The sequence below is a fragment of the Klebsiella sp. Q2 genome, assembly GCF_009900705.1.
Taxonomy (GTDB): Bacteria; Pseudomonadota; Gammaproteobacteria; order Enterobacterales; family Enterobacteriaceae; genus Klebsiella; species Klebsiella quasipneumoniae.
Genome location: NZ_JAAABE010000001.1, coordinates 258,040 through 273,390 on the forward strand (window position 1 = coordinate 258,040; position 15,351 = coordinate 273,390).

General features: G+C 52.4%; 20 protein-coding genes and 2 pseudogenes. 9 read left to right on the forward strand and 13 right to left on the reverse strand.

What is annotated here, in order from left to right; all coding sequences use genetic code 11:
- Positions 1–142 precede the first annotated feature (142 nt).
- From GT756_RS01355 to GT756_RS01410, 12 genes and pseudogenes are all read right to left on the reverse strand, one after another.
- The gene (locus tag GT756_RS01355) at positions 143–2,116 is read right to left on the reverse strand and encodes a DNA cytosine methyltransferase (RefSeq protein WP_227667565.1); all 1,974 of its coding nucleotides are present in this window, start codon (positions 2,114–2,116) and stop codon (positions 143–145) included.
- On the reverse strand, positions 2,113–2,370 hold the full coding sequence (locus GT756_RS01360; protein ID WP_057774672.1) for a hypothetical protein: 258 nt from the start codon (positions 2,368–2,370) through the stop codon (positions 2,113–2,115). Before GT756_RS01360 ends, GT756_RS01355 begins: the two co-directional genes overlap by 4 nt.
- Complete coding sequence (locus GT756_RS01365; RefSeq protein ID WP_136047413.1) at positions 2,370–2,744, reverse strand: hypothetical protein; 375 nt, start codon at positions 2,742–2,744, stop codon at positions 2,370–2,372. The genes GT756_RS01360 and GT756_RS01365 overlap by 1 nt, the downstream gene beginning before the upstream one ends.
- Complete coding sequence (locus GT756_RS01370) at positions 2,737–2,973, reverse strand: hypothetical protein (protein WP_160124516.1); 237 nt, start codon at positions 2,971–2,973, stop codon at positions 2,737–2,739. The genes GT756_RS01365 and GT756_RS01370 overlap by 8 nt, the downstream gene beginning before the upstream one ends.
- A pseudogene (locus tag GT756_RS01375) lies at positions 2,970–3,223 on the reverse strand (hypothetical protein). The gene GT756_RS01370 and the pseudogene GT756_RS01375 overlap by 4 nt, the downstream one beginning before the upstream one ends.
- Positions 3,216–3,419, reverse strand: a complete 204-nt coding sequence (locus tag GT756_RS01380) for a hypothetical protein (RefSeq protein WP_136047414.1) — start codon at positions 3,417–3,419, stop codon at positions 3,216–3,218. The pseudogene GT756_RS01375 and the gene GT756_RS01380 overlap by 8 nt, the downstream one beginning before the upstream one ends.
- Complete coding sequence (locus GT756_RS01385) at positions 3,416–3,784, reverse strand: DUF977 family protein (protein WP_160124517.1); 369 nt, start codon at positions 3,782–3,784, stop codon at positions 3,416–3,418. Before GT756_RS01385 ends, GT756_RS01380 begins: the two co-directional genes overlap by 4 nt.
- 7 nt (positions 3,785–3,791) lie before the next feature.
- On the reverse strand, positions 3,792–4,541 hold the full coding sequence (locus GT756_RS01390) for an ATP-binding protein (RefSeq protein WP_160124518.1): 750 nt from the start codon (positions 4,539–4,541) through the stop codon (positions 3,792–3,794).
- Between the two features lie 2 nt (positions 4,542–4,543).
- On the reverse strand, positions 4,544–5,431 hold the full coding sequence (locus GT756_RS01395; protein WP_174562417.1) for a hypothetical protein: 888 nt from the start codon (positions 5,429–5,431) through the stop codon (positions 4,544–4,546).
- Between the two features lie 17 nt (positions 5,432–5,448).
- On the reverse strand, positions 5,449–6,243 hold the full coding sequence (locus GT756_RS01400) for a ParB/RepB/Spo0J family partition protein (protein ID WP_160124519.1): 795 nt from the start codon (positions 6,241–6,243) through the stop codon (positions 5,449–5,451).
- Between the two features lie 128 nt (positions 6,244–6,371).
- Complete coding sequence (locus GT756_RS01405) at positions 6,372–6,908, reverse strand: toxin YdaT domain-containing protein (RefSeq protein ID WP_160124520.1); 537 nt, start codon at positions 6,906–6,908, stop codon at positions 6,372–6,374.
- A 2-nt stretch (positions 6,909–6,910) separates the two neighbouring features.
- On the reverse strand, positions 6,911–7,144 hold the full coding sequence (locus tag GT756_RS01410; RefSeq protein WP_029503646.1) for a Cro/CI family transcriptional regulator: 234 nt from the start codon (positions 7,142–7,144) through the stop codon (positions 6,911–6,913).
- 104 nt (positions 7,145–7,248) lie between these two features.
- Here GT756_RS01410 and GT756_RS01415 point away from each other — a divergent pair, with 104 nt between their 5' ends.
- From GT756_RS01415 to GT756_RS01430, 3 genes are all read left to right on the forward strand, one after another.
- Entirely contained in the window at positions 7,249–7,644 is a 396-nt protein-coding gene (locus tag GT756_RS01415; protein ID WP_004190707.1) for a helix-turn-helix transcriptional regulator, read from the forward strand.
- A 17-nt stretch (positions 7,645–7,661) separates the two neighbouring features.
- Complete coding sequence (locus GT756_RS01420) at positions 7,662–7,760, forward strand: YoaK family small membrane protein (RefSeq protein ID WP_136085610.1); 99 nt, start codon at positions 7,662–7,664, stop codon at positions 7,758–7,760.
- Positions 7,761–8,091: 331 nt separating this feature from the next.
- Complete coding sequence (locus GT756_RS01430; protein WP_032438694.1) at positions 8,092–8,955, forward strand: hypothetical protein; 864 nt, start codon at positions 8,092–8,094, stop codon at positions 8,953–8,955.
- A 32-nt stretch (positions 8,956–8,987) separates the two neighbouring features.
- On the opposite strand, the gene GT756_RS01435 is transcribed toward GT756_RS01430, so the two are convergent.
- Complete coding sequence (locus tag GT756_RS01435; RefSeq protein ID WP_020805737.1) at positions 8,988–9,191, reverse strand: hypothetical protein; 204 nt, start codon at positions 9,189–9,191, stop codon at positions 8,988–8,990.
- Positions 9,192–9,677: 486 nt separating this feature from the next.
- Here GT756_RS01435 and GT756_RS01440 point away from each other — a divergent pair, with 486 nt between their 5' ends.
- The 6 genes and pseudogenes from GT756_RS01440 to GT756_RS01465 all read left to right on the forward strand — a co-directional run bounded on the left by GT756_RS01440 (position 9,678) and on the right by GT756_RS01465 (position 15,351).
- The gene (locus GT756_RS01440; RefSeq protein ID WP_004179600.1) at positions 9,678–9,869 is read left to right on the forward strand and encodes a YebW family protein; all 192 of its coding nucleotides are present in this window, start codon (positions 9,678–9,680) and stop codon (positions 9,867–9,869) included.
- 8 nt (positions 9,870–9,877) lie between these two features.
- A complete protein-coding gene (locus GT756_RS01445; protein WP_012967861.1) occupies positions 9,878–10,033 on the forward strand; it encodes a YdaE family protein in 156 nt (51 codons plus the stop codon).
- A gap of 137 nt (positions 10,034–10,170) precedes the next feature.
- Positions 10,171–13,209, forward strand: coding sequence for a RecE family exodeoxyribonuclease (locus GT756_RS01450; protein WP_160124521.1), 3,039 nt, complete (start codon positions 10,171–10,173; stop codon positions 13,207–13,209).
- Positions 13,172–14,331: pseudogene (locus tag GT756_RS01455) on the forward strand (RecT family recombinase). Before GT756_RS01450 ends, GT756_RS01455 begins: the two are co-directional and overlap by 38 nt.
- Positions 14,332–14,374: 43 nt before the next feature.
- Positions 14,375–15,046 carry a hypothetical protein gene (locus GT756_RS01460; RefSeq protein ID WP_102012731.1) on the forward strand — a complete coding sequence of 224 codons (672 nt, stop codon included), beginning with the start codon at positions 14,375–14,377 and terminating at the stop codon, positions 15,044–15,046.
- Complete coding sequence (locus GT756_RS01465) at positions 15,043–15,351, forward strand: hypothetical protein (protein ID WP_102012728.1); 309 nt, start codon at positions 15,043–15,045, stop codon at positions 15,349–15,351. Before GT756_RS01460 ends, GT756_RS01465 begins: the two co-directional genes overlap by 4 nt.

Below are 15,351 nucleotides of genomic sequence, written 5' to 3' on the forward strand. Positions count from 1 at the left end.
CACCTCACATGAATACTGTACAAATAAACAGTATACCGGTTGCAGGAAATGTTCAACCCCTCTGCAGCACTTTTTGCCAACACCATGCTTATGTTTAGATTGATGTTTTTCCATATTAAAAAACCCGCCGAAGCGGGTTTTATCATGCTGCAATGTCTTTTTTCAGGCACATCTCCGGTAAATTAGCCCTCACCAGCGCCTCAGCAAAAGGCGGAGGAACCGCATTACCACAACGCGCAACCTGCTTATCCTTCGCATACTTCACACCGCGGTAATCCTGATCGATGATGTACCACTCCGGGAACCCCTGCGCCCGGTAGAGCTCATGTGGCTGCAGCATGCGCATGCCGATGTCGACAATGCGGTAAGTCACCCCGCCGATATCCACCAGCCCGGTGCTATCCTCCCCGCAGTATTTCTGCAGGAATGCCAGCACCTGCTGCGCGCGCTCTTCGTCATAGTCCTCGACCGCCAGAGTCGTTTTAACCTCCCCTACGTGCTGCCCGCCGGCAGTGATAGTAGGCATCGGCTCGTCAGTTGTCTGGCCATCACGGCAGGTGCCGCGGAGTTTTATCAGGTGGGACGTGACCATTGCAGCATCAGCCTTTGTCGTCATGGTCTGTAGTGGCTCGCTAACGTCTCGCGGCCTGCTCTGCCCAGCACGACCGCCAACACCAACAATCTGAGCAGTAACCAGCGCATGATGATCGACAGTGGTAACTGAATGAGCGGGTTCGCCCAGGTCAATACCGGCGCCCTGGTAGTTCCCCCCGTAGTGTTTCGCCAGAAATGCTGACACCAACTGAGATTTACCTCCCCCTCCAGCGGTAATCGTAGCGCTTGGCTCGTCTGCGCGGTGGCCGACGCTGGCGCCGAATTGCCGGGCGATAACTGGAGTGACGACGCAGGCTCGTGACTCTTTCAGGATGGTGTGAGCAGGTTTATCAAGCGGGCGCGGTTTTGCCTGGTATTCGCTGCCACCGTTGCCAGCGAGGAACGGGACAAGGCCCGCCTCAACAATCCCCAGCGCATGACCATTCCCGCCCGGGCGCCTGGACGTTCCGGCGGTCACTGTCGGTACCGGATCGGTAACTGGCTGCCCGGTGGCGCCGGTGCGGAATTTTGTCAAATGAGGTACCGCGATTGCGTAGCCGTGGGTTTTCGTAATCGTCTGCAGCGGATCGTCCAGTGCCTGCCCCCGGAAACAGTCATATTTCCCGCGTGTCGTTGTGTGATTGCACTTCACGATGAACGGCGAAGCACTTTCGATAACAAAGCGCTGGATTCCCCGGGCAATGCGACGGAGCGTGTTTTCCGCCAGCGGCTTTTTGCGGCCAAAAATCGACGGAGCTGGGATTGACCAATCAATGCATTCTGCAGCTGTGCGCCATGGCGCCAGTTTTCCGGCCAGCACCGCCGGTGATTTAGGATCCCCGTGGGTTGCTTCCGGCCAGACTATTGGTTGCCCGTCCCGGCGCATAACCATGAAGAACCGCTTACGGATGGTCGGCGCGCCATAGTCGCAGGCGCGCAGCTCACGGAAATCGACAACATAGCCCAGGCCGGCAACTAAGCGTTTCGCCTGTTCACTATCCGGCGACAACTCCAGAAACTCGCAACATTCCAACAACGCAGGGTGATCCGCAGGAACTCCGGATGTCAGCATACCGACGAATGCCAGGAACGTTTCGCCAATGCGGTCCGGATCCGGACGCATTTCAACCGCCAGCAGTGGACCCCACGTTTTAAACTCTTCGACGTTCTCCAGCATCATTACACGCGGACCAACATCCAGCGCCCAGCGGATAACGATCCACGCCAGCCCACGAATCGCTTTTTCAACTGGTTTAGCCCCTTTCGCTTTGGAAAAGTGGCGGCAGTCCGGCGAGAACCAGGCCAAACCAACACTGCGGCCGGCAGTCGCTACTTTTGGACGCACTGAATAAACAGACTCGCAATAGTGCAGAGTTCCCGGGTGATTGGTGGTATGCATAGCTACAGCGTTTGGGTCGTGGTTTATCGCGATGTCCACGCTACGCCCAATCGCCAGCTCGATGCCCGTCGAGGCGCCGCCGCCACCAGCAAAGTTATCAACGATGATTTCGCTATCTTTCACGCGTATTTCTCCATGGCACATGCCAGCGAACCAGCCGCGGCGATAATTGACGGTACCGGCATTTTTTCCAGCCACATACGGTTGATATGGTGCTGCAGTCGGCGCTGGTGGTGTGCCGGGAGTGTCCCGGCGTTTTTGATCTGAGAGAAGACCATGCTGACTTCCGCTGGCCATACTGTTTCAGGCACATCCACCAGCAGCAGGCTTTCCAGTTCCTGCAGGCGTTTGCAGGCGTATTCCAGGGAAGAGTCCATCACTCAGCCTCCACCTTGATGCCAGCGGCGGCAACTGTAAGCGCATAAACGATCACGCCATCCTCGGGGCGCTTGCGCGGCAAAAAGATACCAGGGCGCGGCCACAACGCAATAAAGCGACATTCGCTGTTTTCAAGACGGTGAAATGCTTTCTCGCTCATCACACCTACCGGGCGAAGATGCTCCTGTTCGCGCCCCAGTTCGGCGATACTCAGCTGCGCCTTCTCCAGCGCCTCTATGAGCTGATCCGTGTAATGCTCAACTTCAACAGCCATTTGCCGCAATTCATCGTTAGGTGCGTAGGCAATGAGCCTGGATAAACGGTGAATATTTGCGTTTTTTTGTACGCTAGTCAGTTCGGTGATATCAGTCATGGCTGGCCTCCTCGAATAACACATCACCCTCAATACCGCCGACCTGATAAACGATCGAGCCATCTTCCCGATATTCCATTGGTGCAGCGCTCCAGGCTTCGCCATTGAGATCGCCATCGTCGCCAACTTGAACAAACCCGCCAGCAACTACACGGGCCGGATACATTTCACCTTCAGTCCAGTATCCTTCGGTATCCTTAATGCAGAGAATTTGCTGTGAGTTGCTCATTTGTCTGCCCCTTCTAACGCCGCTGCTATCTCTTCGAAAAAGCCATCTCGGGTATGGCTGGTCATTGCTGGTAAAATACGGACATCAGCCTGTTTGTGTTGCAGTTCTCATCGTCTGCGAACAGAGCGATTTTTTTATCCAAGCGCACCTTCGCTTCCTGCAACTGCTCGTTTTTCTTGTTAGTGCGCTGGATATAGTCGGCAATGATTTCTATAGCCTTGTTTGTGTATTTTTCGACGTGTTCAGTCATGTGAACCACCTATCGCCTCAATCGTTTCCAACAACAACCGGCGGCGCGTATTTTCTGCAAAGTGACGGCGCCCGGTTTCTTTGTGGTAAAACTCGTTTTTGCCAACGACCCACATCCGCTCTGTCTGGTGCAGTTTTTTTACCTGCGGACCGTCTTTGGTGATCACGATGCCGGTATGGGTTTTCACAATTCTCATAAGATTTCCCGTGATGACGATGCCGGCGTACAGGTAAAAATCATTTCCTGAATATCGAGGAAACGCTGGAATACAGGACAACCAAGCAGGCTGTAATTCATCCCGGTAGCGGCCTTTGGCACCATCCCAAGCCGTTTCATGTCAAAGTCGATGAGAGCCCGCTGATCGCGGAACAGCCCCAGACGACCATGCCGGACAACCTCCCCAGTCGCTTCTGCTTCGGAAAAATACCGTTGGACAGTAGCGCGGCTCAGGCCCAGTTTCTTCATTGCCTCGGCGGTCGTGAGGCGCCCCTGATGTCTGGTGATCCTAATCACTGCGCGGACGTACTCTCTGCGCTCAACTGCTGATAATGCTCTAGCCATACATACCTCACTTAACGACACGCAAATGGCGCACGTTTTTGCGATAGCTGTCCCATTCAAAATTCACCCACATACCGCCGTCCATCTGGAGACGGTCAAGAATCCGCATACCCAGTGTTTCCTTCAGCGATTCATAGTTCAGGTTGGTTAGGATGCCGACAGGTCGCATGGAGGACAGCCGGCGATCGATAACCTGATTCAGGATGACTTTTTCACCGCTGCTTCCGCGCTGAATACCCACCTCATCCAGAATGAGAAGGTCCACATGGCACAAATCGTCCAGCAATGACGCCTCTGACTGCCCGCCGTCGTAACATTCCCGAACACGCAGCATGAGATCCGGAATGGTTACCACCAGCACAGAGCGACCAGCAGCCAGCAGGTGATTTCCGATTGCCGCCGCCAGATGATTTTTCCCGGTGCCTGGCACTCCGCTGAATACGAAACTCGCAAACCCAGAGCCGAAATGCTGCGCATAACTTTTCGCCATCGAGAGCGCCCGACGCTGGCCATCCAACTCAACCTGATAGTTCGCGAATGTGCAGCCGCGGTGCAGATCCTGAATTCCTGCACGTCCAAAGATTTTCTCTGCCCGTGCGCGCTGGTTTTGTTTTTCCAGTTCCTCACAGCGCTTACGGCCTTCTTCGGCTTGCCAGGCACGCCATTCATCAACGCTGCCGAATTTTGGCTGAACGCCAGGGGGAATGAGTTTTTTCAGTCGCTCCAGTGCATTCCCGGTACCAATCATGTTTTTCATCGCTACCCCCTGAATCCCGATGGGATGGTTTTGTCAGGTTCCGAAATCTGATTGGGATCTCGTGCGCCTGGCGCCTGCTGAATCGCCCACGGTTCGCTGAAATGCATACCAGGGCCAAAAAACGTTTTCGCCTGTTTCACGTACTGCGTGTTGAGGATTCCCTCGGCTTTAACGAAAGCCGCGTAACGCACCACTCCTGCGAAGATTTCCGCCGTAGTGGTTCCATCCCTGATTCGGGCATTCCAGGCTTTGAAAGCATCTGACTTGCTGTTTCCCCCTGCCCGCTTGGGATAAACCGACCAGACCTGTTCGAAATCATTCGGGTATATTTTTTTGGGATCAGGTTTATCGCCTTCGTCCTGGTTCTGATCGTCTGGGGGTGTGGCGAAGCCATGCCCCGAACTATCTTCTTCCTGATCCTGTTCCTGTTCCTGATCCTGTTCCTGGTTAAGGAACGGTTCGAGAACCCTTTCGGAACCCTTTAGTTTTGCGATGCCGATGTGGGATATTGCCGAGGCTAAAACCCGCGCCAGCTCTGGCTTAACCGTAGATGTGTCCGGGACCTGATCAAACAAACGCAGTGCTGCAATTCCCTGGTTTGGGTTTTCAACTGAATTCCAGGTCAGAAAGTTACGAATTAGCACCCATTTCGATGACGAATCACGCGTTGCGAAACCGTTAGCCGATAGCTCATCAAACCCTTTCGAAACCCTTTCAGGAGTCCAGGCTAAGTCTTCCGAAACGTATCCATCAGGCAGCCGGAAACACCCAATCATGTTCGTGTGTTGCCCGGTGAGCAGGTACAGCGCCAGCAACCTGGCATCATCCGATACCCGGCGCATTCCATCGCTTATCCAAAATGATGTATGCACCTTGCCGTAATCACGCATAGAGACCCCGTTGTTGCTTAAACTGGTGTGTTTTCATCACCAAGCACCCACCGCAAAGCCGCTGCGTATTCGCCGCTGGCGGTTTGAAGTTGCTGGGTGATTTCCTTACGGGATTTGAGACGAGGCTTTGTGTCGCCGAGGACAGCGCGCTGGCGGCGAGCTTTCTCGTGGCCAGTTACACCCTCTGCCGCTGCCTCTAACTGTTTGACCGTTTCCCGTTGCTTTTCCGGTGGCATATCGACCAGCTGACGCGCTTGAGTGACAGTGACTTTTCCAGCCTCAACCGCCGCCTGGACGGCCTGCGTAGCATCTAGTAGAGCCACGGTTGCCTGGACCGTTTTTACGCTGCAGCCAAAAAGCAGGGCAATGTCATTTTCGTCATGACCGTATTCCATCTGCTGAACCATTTTTTTGGCCCGGCCCAGTGGGGTATCTGGTTGAGTTATCTCGTTTTCGCTGACCATGTATTTGGCCATTTGAATTGCTGAGCCGCGCTTAGCTATACCGGGTACCGGCCAGGGTTCCAGCCCTGCCTGCTTTCTCCTGGCGTTTGCTTCCATTGCGTTCTTTACGCGCTGCCGACCTGCAACCACGCATGTTTTCCCTGTCTCTGGGTCCTTCCACACGATAATCGGTTCGAGTACCCCAAGCTCCATGATGTTGAGGATCACAGCTTCATTAAGCGGTAGGTGTACTCGTTCATCGTAAAGCGGGTGTGTTGTATCGGTAACCAGATGCAAACTTTCAGGTTCGAAAAAAAGAACATTGCTTTTGCCGCTGGCGCCATAAGCGTCGATAGAATTTTTAGCCATGGGCGCCCTCGTTATTGATATTCAGTTGGTTCGTGTTCATAATTTTCCCTGTGAATTGATCCAGTTAATTCGCAACGAAAGCCGTAGGTGTTGCAGCACCGCGGCTTTCACCTTTCTGAGTTCCAGCATCACGTCACTCCTAGCATTGAAGTGACAATGGCCATCAGCGGCGCCGTTAACTCAGGGTCTATCCGGAACATCTCGACAATTCCCTCGCTCAGTTCTTTCAGCTTCTGATGGCGTGGTGCCCCCATAGCAACGGCAACCTTTGCTTCGCTGGTTTCTTTTTCCAGACGAGCCAGACGGGACATAAAATTGTCACCGGGCAAAAGACGGTGGCGGTATTCCAGGGGAAGAACGGCCATGATCGCCGGTGTAAGAAGGCGAACGTACTCGCGATAGCGCTCAGACTCGGCCGGGTTGTCCAGGTAGCGAAAAAGCTTTTGTCGGGCTCGGCTGATGTCATCAGGAAACGCGATCTCCTCGCCGCCCTGCTGTCGCCACTCATCGATGATGTATGCCGAAACAACATCCTGACCTTCAGCAGCGGCCCAGGCGCGAACGGCAGAACGAATGCCGTCGTGATCTGCCACTTTCGCCTGATTTCGGTTTATCAGAGCGCCGGGGTTGAATCCGGTATTTTGTTGAAAGGAAAGTGTTTGCATGGTCATCCCGCCAGATTTTGTGAAGACAAACCGTCGTTTGGATTTGGGTAAAGGTCTGGGCGAAGTTCATGCGGTGTAACGCCGGTTACCCGGAAGATTTGGAAAACCCGAGACTGAGGAACGGCTCCCCCATGGCGATGCTTCCAATGGCTAATAGTCATAGATGAGACGTCCAGTTTTTCTGCTAGCTTCGTTGCGTCACCAGCGATCTGTATGGCTTTTTCTAATGCGTTCATAAACCACTCCGTTAAAGTTACAGAGAGAATTAAACATTATGTTTATTTTAATGTCAACTTTATGAATGTTGAGATGGTAAACATTTAGTTTAAAATCGTGATATATGAGAAAAAATACGCACCAGTCCGACAACCCACAGGTCCAAAGGCTCAATGAAATAATTGAGATGAAGCGCATATCCAAAGCGGATATAGCGAGAATTTGTGGTGTAAGTTCGCAATCGGTTAACAACTGGTTTGTGCGGGGAGCGATCGGAAAGAGCTCTGCCATAAAGCTCGCTGATGCTCTTGGCGTAAGCCTTGAGTGGGTTTTAGGTCAGGACGTCGATGCAAATGATGGTTTACGCCCGGACGAGAAGCGGTTGCTGGAACTCTATAACCAACTCCCCAACGAAGAAGAGCAACAGAACATGCTGCGGATCGTATCTCTGCGGCTCAAAGAGCTCGATGAGTTGTATGCCAAGTACATGGGGCGGCGGATTAAGGGTGATGGCGAGTGACAGTTAAGGGCGGTCTTATGAGAATTGGTATAGCATTTCCGGCGAGCGTGTTCATCATTGCAGTCGCCTTTCTGGCGTGGTTCATTCTGGGTGGCTATGCGACTCCAGGTACATAAGGCAGATCCAACATGAGTGCAGATTTTAAAGAAACTTGCAGAATGGCTAGACAGCCAGTCCTCTGATGCTCCGCCTAAATAAGATTTAAACAATGCAGAGGAAGCATGTCTGACTTAGTTATCCCCATACTTATTACTTTGCTGATTATCGGGTTGGTTGGGATAGTCCTCAGGCTGGACAAAATTTTCTTCAAGCGAAGGAGTGGGCGGGATGACTTTGAGTAAGCCAGACCGGTAGTTCGATGTTTTTTGGTAATGCCGCAGACGTACAGGAAGCATGGATAGGCTGTTTAGGTTGGCGAAATTCATAATAATTATATGAGGGATTGTTATGGATGGTGGCACTTTACAGGATATAAAGATATCTCTTAGATATGACGGAAAGGATGCTTTAAATCATGAGATAGATCTGAATTGCCTTGGAGAGTCTCTTAAGGGGTTCTCTAAAGTCCTATCTACAGCGGCGTCATTCTCTGCCACACAAAAGTATAGCAAATATATTAATTATCAAGAAGTTAAGGTGTATGCTCGTGAGGCAAAAGCTAACTGTTTTACCCTTGATGCTGCCCTAAACTTCGTCACTCAGAATCAGTTGTTCTCTGGGATCGCCGCAACTATACTGGGTGCAATTCTACAATATATTTTTGCGAGAAATTCCAACAAGAAAGATGAAATGAAAGCTTTACAGCAGTCTCTTGAAAAAGCCATAGAGGCGCTAGGGAACAAGGACGCAGGAACCATCGACAAGTTGATCGCTGTGATTGACCGAATGGCTGTAGAGTTACGCCCATCTGTAAGGCAGGCTGTATCACCAATAGGCAATACTTGTGACGAGATCTCCATTGCAACCAACGTTGATGGCTGCCTCCTCAAAGTAAATGAGCATGATAAGGCTGAAATTGACAAGCTTGATGACGATGAGGTAATCGGGCTTCGTGAGTACCGCGCATTTCTAACAGAATTTGACGCACACAACATGACAGCAAAAATAATTTTAGAAGGCGATGACTCCAACAGGAGAATAGCTTCTGAAATAAGCGATCCTTCGGCAAGCAAGAAAAATAACCCATACATCAACGCCCTTGGTTCATACATATCCACTAAAGGCGATCCATCTTCGGTATTCACTATCACCGCAAAGGCTACTGTCAAAAAAGGCCAGATAAACAGGCTATTTATTGTGGATGCAAAATAATTACCCGGCCACCGCGCCGGGTTTTTATTGCCCTACTCTTTCGGCAGCATCAGCACATCAAGCGCCAACTCCACAGCCAGATCCACCTGGTCTTCCTGCCACAACACCTGAATCATCTCTATCAGCGCCTCTCTTGACGGCTCTTGCTTTTCAACCAGTAACTGCATAACCGCTACCCCGATAACCTGCGCTATTTGCGGGTGCATCTCTGCGAAAAACTCATCCTCATACCGCATACCATTAGCCCTCATAGATGTTTTTAAAACCAAAGAATAGACCCATAAACATACTCCCTGCACTAACCCACCTCTCGTTATAAACTTTTTGTTTACGTTTAATTACTCATAATATTGACACAGCATTAAACATTGTGTTTAATTAACTCCAGCAACACCCCACCAAGGCAGGACGCCCACGAAGTAGCTGCCCGGAGCATACGAATTCCGGGATGAGGTGGAAATATCAATGCGCAGTAGGTAGTAACGTTCCGCTGGCCGGCGACAAGGCAGAGGTTGAAATGAGCAAGCACGGCATCAGGGCCCTAGTCATTTCGGCAGTTATCGGGCTCTTCATCTGGATCGCGCTTTTCAGCGTACTGAGGGAGATATTTCTATGAATGATTTCGCACGCAAACCCGCTCGTCAGCAGGCTGTTCGTTTAAGTCCGCTGTCAGCTTTCATCCGCCGGGTGTGCTACATGCTCGCGCAAAAAGGAGACCCTTCATGAGCACGATGTTTGCCCTGGTTCTCACCGTAAGCATGCTGACGGGCGGTAATCAGGATGTCCTGCTCGGCGTTTACGACACTGAGAATGACTGCAAGGCAGCTGCAGAAGAGCAACACGTGAAAGCTGAATGTTATCCGCTGAAAGGTGTACTGGACGAGCATCCAGCCGGGTTCACGGTGCAAATGTAGGGGGAAGAATGCAGAAGAAATGCGGTTACTGCCGTAAAGCGATCGAGGGAAAACCAGTGGTGAGCACCCTGTTGTACCTCCAGGGGAACCAGCTCGCACGGAAAGAAAAAGAGTACTGCTCTGAACGCTGCGCCTCTTACGACCAGATGGCGCACGAGAGCTAACGTAAACCCGCCGAAGCGGGCTGTACGTCCGGTGCCACCGACCAAAGTTACACCGGAAATTACCAAAACCAATGACCACCCTAAATGGGCGCTACCAATGGCCCGGGGGATTCTACATCCAAAATAGAGGCTATCACATGGAATATTTTTATCTGATAAAAGCGACTCAAAAATCGGGTAAAGCTGATGCCGTAATCTGGCGCACTAATAAATCAGAAGCTCGCGCCCTTCTGCAGTTGGACGTCGATCTGGAAGACGCTGGGATCGAAACAGGCCGCGGCAAAGACTATCAAAAACCAATTCGCACCGATTTCCCGGTATTCAATGACCTGCCGGCGGAAGGTGTTCTCGATTACTCATGGTGCGAACGCTACCAGCTCGGCGACGATGGTCGCACCTGGGCTCTGAAGCCAGGTCAGGTGCCTGCGGATCATCACATCGATGATGCAGGAGTAACCTCTGAGACCGTGGAAACTTTCGGTAGTGATGAATACCAGGACGATTCCAGCGCGCTTTTTAACGTGGCCGAACTCCCCTTTCGCGCGCAGCTGCTGGCGCAGTACATGGCCGAAGAACGTCACGTTTATCATATCAGCATGCCTCACCGGCAGGAGCTGTCAGCTCTTGAAATGGACACTGATAACGCAGCCGTCCAGGATCTGATTCTGGCCGCCGAGAATGTCCCTGAAATCAAAAAATACGATATGCCGGCGCTCTGGAAATTCACCAGCGCCAATAAAAAAGTCTTCCCGGAAGGGAAACGGCATGAACTTGGTAAGCGTATCCAGTTTGCTAAGCTGTGGTTCGCCACGAACGCGATCGACCGCGGCATTCTCACCAGGGAATGGGCTGCCGGTAACTGCATTTCTTCGGTTTTGAAAACTGATGCAGGAACTAATGCTTGCGGCGGTAATAAAACCGATCGCAACCCTGACTACACCCATACCCTTGATACGCTCGATGTAGAAATAGCCCTGGCCACAATGCCAATGGATTTCGATATCTACAATTTCCCGGCATCAATTCACCGCCGGGCCAAAGAGATCGTTCAGAAGAAAGAAAGTCCGTTCAAGGAATGGTCGGCAGCGCTGCGCAAGGTTTCAGGCATCCTGGATTATTCCCGCGCCGCGATTTTTGCCCTTATTCGTGGCGCCACCAGCGACATTCATCATTTCCCGGTAAGTCTGCAGACCTATATCAATGCGAACCTGACCGAGCATAAGCATGACGCCCCTTCTACTGAGACGCTTGAAAAAGCTGGTCATGTTTCATCTGCCGCCGTCACTCTGGACGCTGTGAAAAAGGCTATCGATGGAGATGAAGGTGTGCCTGACCTGGAAACTCTCCCAACTGACTTTCAGGTAATTGGCACCGAACTGGTGAAAGAAGCTCAAAAGAAACGCCCTGACGCTAATCAGGTTCTGGCCGCCGAACGCGGCGCATATGTCGAAGGTATCAGTGACCCCACGGATCCGAAGTGGATAACCGAAGACCTGACCAAACCCAAACAGCCTGAAGTTTCAAACATGGGCAATGGTGTTTTTTCGATTGATGGTCTGATGGATAGCCAGCCAGCACCAGCACTTTCTATCGTGGACCAAGCGCGTCAGCGCGCTGCAGAAGAAAAATTTCATCCAGTTAATTCCGGGGGAACCACCAGCGATGTGCAGATGGAAACGGCTCAGCCGGTCGAAGACGAAAATGATAATGCGGTATCAGCAGGCGAAGGCGCTGATGAGCCTCCTGCGCAAACAATTGCCGTGAACATGAGCAAAATACTGGCTGAACGCTGCCCGGATCTTACCGCCGAAGTGCTGAAAAGCCAGGTTTCCGAGAGTGCTCATAGCGATGAAGAGGAAGATGCTGAACAAGCAGCGCCAGCATGGCCGGAGTATTTCGAGCCTGGTCGATATGAAGGCGTGCCAAATGAGGTCTACCACGCCGCTAACGGCATCAGCTCCACGATGGTTAAAGATGCCCGGGTATCGCTGATGTATTTCGAGGCGCGCCACGTATCCAAAACAATACAGAAGGTACGATCCCCTGTTCTGGATATGGGAAATCTGGTGCATGCACTGGCGCTGCAGCCTGATCAGCTGGAAAAAGAATTCAGTATCGAGCCGGAAATCCCGGAAGGCGCCTTCACCACTACGGCGACGATCCGCGCATTTATCGACGAATACAACAACGGGCTTCCGGTTTTACTCAGCGCAGATGACATCAAAAGATTTCTGGAGGAATACAACGCGAACCTGCCCGCCCAGGTTCCCTTGGGTACATCAGTTGAAGAAACCGGCCAGGGTTATATGTCTTTACCTGCTGAGTTCCAGCGCATTGAAGACGGTCAGAAGCAAACCGCCACCGCAATGAAGGCCTGCATCAAAGAATACAACGCCACCCTGCCCGCCCAGGTGAAAACCAGCGGTGGCCGCGATGCCTTACTTGAACAGCTGGCGCTTATTAATCCTGACATGGTTGCTCAGGAAGCACAGAAGGCGCAGCCCCTGAAAGTCTCTGGCACAAAGGCCGATCTGATTCAGGCCGTGAAATCGGTAAAACCGGATGCCGTGTTTGCCGACGAGCTGCTGGATGCATGGCGCGAGAACCCGGAAGGAAAAGTGCTGGTTACCCGCCAGCAGCTGGCTACGGCGCTGGCCATTCAGAAAGCACTGTTGAATCACCCGACCGCTGGCAAGTTGTTGACGCACCCGAGCCGGGCCGTCGAGGTGAGCTATTTCGGCATTGATGAGGAAACCGGGCTGGAAGTTCGTGTGCGTCCTGACCTTGAGATAGACATGGGAGGCCTGCGCATCGGTGCAGACCTTAAAACCATCAGCATGTGGAACATTAAGCAGGAAGGCCTGCGCGCGAAGCTGCACCGGGAAATCATCGAGCGCGATTACCACCTGAGCGCGGCTATGTACTGCGAAACCGCAGCCCTTGACCAGTTCTTCTGGATATTCGTCAACAAAGACGAGAACTACCACTGGATCGCCATCATCGAGGCATCCGAAGAACTGCTGGAACTCGGCATGCTGGAATATCGCAAAGCAATGCGTGCCATCGCGAACGGTTTCGACACTGGCGAATGGCCGGCGCCGATTACCGAAGACTACACCGAAGAACTTAACGATTTTGATATGCGCCGTCTCGAAGCGCTGCGCGTACAGGCATAAGGGGGAACAGTCATGGAAAACACTAACATTGTTACAGCCGAACAGCAGGCACCAAACACCATTTCAGCTAGCAACGCGATCTTTAACGTTCAGGCTCTCGGTCAGTTAACTGCTTTCGCAAACCTTATGGCTGATTCACAAGTGACAGTGCCAGCTCACCTTGCAGGTAAGCCAGCCGATTGCATGGCCATCGTTATGCAGGCTATGCAGTGGGGCATGAATCCCTATGCAGTCGCGCAAAAAACGCATCTGGTAAACGGCGTGCTCGGATATGAAGCCCAGCTCGTCAACGCGGTAATCGCCAGTTCCAGCGCTATTAACGGTCGATTTCATTATCGCTACGGCGGCGACTGGGAACGTTGCACAAGGACGCAGGAAATTACCAGGGAAAAACACGGTAAAAATGGGAAATACAGCGTTACAGAACGGGTGCGCGGCTGGACTGATGAAGACGAAATCGGGTTATTCGTCCAGGTCGGCGCGATTCTGCGCGGTGAATCAGAAATCACCTGGGGGGAGCCACTTTATCTCTCTGGAGTCGTCACACGTAATTCTCCTTTATGGGTTTCTAACCCGAAACAGCAGATCGCTTATCTGGGCGTCAAATACTGGGCACGGCTGTATTGCCCGGAAGTCATCCTGGGTGTTTACAGCCCGGATGAAGTTGAACAAAGGACCGAGCGAGAAATAAACCCGGCGCCGGCGCAAAGAATGTCTGTGGCTGAGATTACAAGCAGCTCTGACACCACCACCAGCGAACAGGTTACAGGTATCAGCATTGATTCACTTGCTGACGATTTCCGTGATCGTATTGAACGCGCCGAATCGGTCGATGCGGCAAAAGCCATCAGAGCTGATCTGGATAAAGAGAAAGCTGTGCTGGGTACTGTTCTCTTCACCGAACTGAAAGGTAAAGCAGTGCAGCGCTACTTCATGGTTGATGCCAGAAACAAAGTTGAGGCTGCCATAAATTCACTCCCTAACCCGGGGGATCCGGAAGCCGTCGAACTGTTCGCTAAAGCTGAAGGCATTCTCAACGGCGCGAAACGCCACCTTGGTGATGAACTGTATGACCAGTTCCGCATCACCATGGACGACATGAAACCGGAATACGTGGGCTAAGGGAGGCGGGAGGGTTCGCCCTCCCGGTAACGATATGACGAAAATTTCTGAGCGCGGAATGATTTTTAACGCTGAGATGGTGCGGGCGCTTCTCGACGGTAGGAAGACGCAGACCCGGCGGCCTATCAAATGGAAACAGACTCGGTTCACTGAAATTGGTGAGCGCGAAGACGGTAGCAAATGGCCGTGGAGCGAAGACGCAGAGCATGCTTGCGACTTCTGGCACCCATGCCCGTTCGGCGCCGTCGGCGACCGCATCTGGGTGCGTGAAACTTGGGGCGTTGTCAGTCACGCCTTTAGTGACGATGGCTTGATGATTGACTGGGTTCCTGATCGTCCAGCGACTGCCATCCACGAAATGCCGTTTGGCAATGGCAATTACTCTGGCTACGCCATTTATGCAGCTGATGGTGATTTTACCTGGGGTGATGACGATGGTTATGAAGATGGCCGTTCGTGCTGGAAACCTTCCATTCATATGCCGAGAGCAGCCAGCCGCATTCTGTTGGAAATCACCAACGTGCGCGTTGAACGCCTACGCAGCATGAGCCAGGACGATGCACGCGCCGAGGGTGTTATTGCCGCATCTGGCCCTATGGAAGCCGGTTTAGCATTCCGCGAGCTGTGGGACTCAATCTACGGCGAGGAGAGCTGGAAAGCCAACCCCTGGGTTTGGGTTATTAAGTTCAAACGAATTGAGGAGCTGACAGCATGAGTCTTAAACATCGATTACCTGAGCTGGAAGCCAGCATCGACCCGGCAGCATTGCGTGCAGCCGCCGACGAATATTCGGATCTGCTTCTGACTTTGTGCTTATGCATGAAGATGGCCGGCCCCACCCGGGCGAACGTGCGCGCCTGCGCCAGCGAGCTTAAAAAACGCCTGACAACCCGGCACAGCCATAAAGAGCTCAATGCGATTCTGTCCAGTTGGGATCCCGTTGGCTATGTTCTCGGCCTCCGCCGTGAAGCGAACGACAACGCGCGCGCAGCTGGCGATCCGGTTGATGTCTTTGTGTGA

Excerpts from the sequence above, each read along its gene's own strand:
- GT756_RS01360 (WP_057774672.1), bottom strand. The coding sequence starts at position 2,370 with ATGGACTCTTCCCTGGAATACGCCTGCAAACGCCTGCAGGAACTGGAA.
- GT756_RS01365 (WP_136047413.1), bottom strand. The coding sequence starts at position 2,744 with ATGACTGATATCACCGAACTGACTAGCGTACAAAAAAACGCAAATATT.
- GT756_RS01370 (WP_160124516.1), bottom strand. The coding sequence starts at position 2,973 with ATGAGCAACTCACAGCAAATTCTCTGCATTAAGGATACCGAAGGATAC.
- GT756_RS01380 (WP_136047414.1), bottom strand. The coding sequence starts at position 3,419 with ATGAGAATTGTGAAAACCCATACCGGCATCGTGATCACCAAAGACGGT.
- GT756_RS01385 (WP_160124517.1), bottom strand. The coding sequence starts at position 3,784 with ATGGCTAGAGCATTATCAGCAGTTGAGCGCAGAGAGTACGTCCGCGCA.
- GT756_RS01390 (WP_160124518.1), bottom strand. The coding sequence starts at position 4,541 with ATGAAAAACATGATTGGTACCGGGAATGCACTGGAGCGACTGAAAAAA.
- GT756_RS01395 (WP_174562417.1), bottom strand. The coding sequence starts at position 5,431 with ATGCGTGATTACGGCAAGGTGCATACATCATTTTGGATAAGCGATGGA.
- GT756_RS01400 (WP_160124519.1), bottom strand. The coding sequence starts at position 6,243 with ATGGCTAAAAATTCTATCGACGCTTATGGCGCCAGCGGCAAAAGCAAT.
- GT756_RS01405 (WP_160124520.1), bottom strand. The coding sequence starts at position 6,908 with ATGCAAACACTTTCCTTTCAACAAAATACCGGATTCAACCCCGGCGCT.
- GT756_RS01410 (WP_029503646.1), bottom strand. The coding sequence starts at position 7,144 with ATGAACGCATTAGAAAAAGCCATACAGATCGCTGGTGACGCAACGAAG.
- GT756_RS01415 (WP_004190707.1), top strand. The coding sequence starts at position 7,249 with ATGAGAAAAAATACGCACCAGTCCGACAACCCACAGGTCCAAAGGCTC.
- GT756_RS01420 (WP_136085610.1), top strand. The coding sequence starts at position 7,662 with ATGAGAATTGGTATAGCATTTCCGGCGAGCGTGTTCATCATTGCAGTC.
- GT756_RS01430 (WP_032438694.1), top strand. The coding sequence starts at position 8,092 with ATGGATGGTGGCACTTTACAGGATATAAAGATATCTCTTAGATATGAC.
- GT756_RS01435 (WP_020805737.1), bottom strand. The coding sequence starts at position 9,191 with ATGCGGTATGAGGATGAGTTTTTCGCAGAGATGCACCCGCAAATAGCG.
- GT756_RS01440 (WP_004179600.1), top strand. The coding sequence starts at position 9,678 with ATGAGCACGATGTTTGCCCTGGTTCTCACCGTAAGCATGCTGACGGGC.
- GT756_RS01445 (WP_012967861.1), top strand. The coding sequence starts at position 9,878 with ATGCAGAAGAAATGCGGTTACTGCCGTAAAGCGATCGAGGGAAAACCA.
- GT756_RS01450 (WP_160124521.1), top strand. The coding sequence starts at position 10,171 with ATGGAATATTTTTATCTGATAAAAGCGACTCAAAAATCGGGTAAAGCT.
- GT756_RS01465 (WP_102012728.1), top strand. The coding sequence starts at position 15,043 with ATGAGTCTTAAACATCGATTACCTGAGCTGGAAGCCAGCATCGACCCG.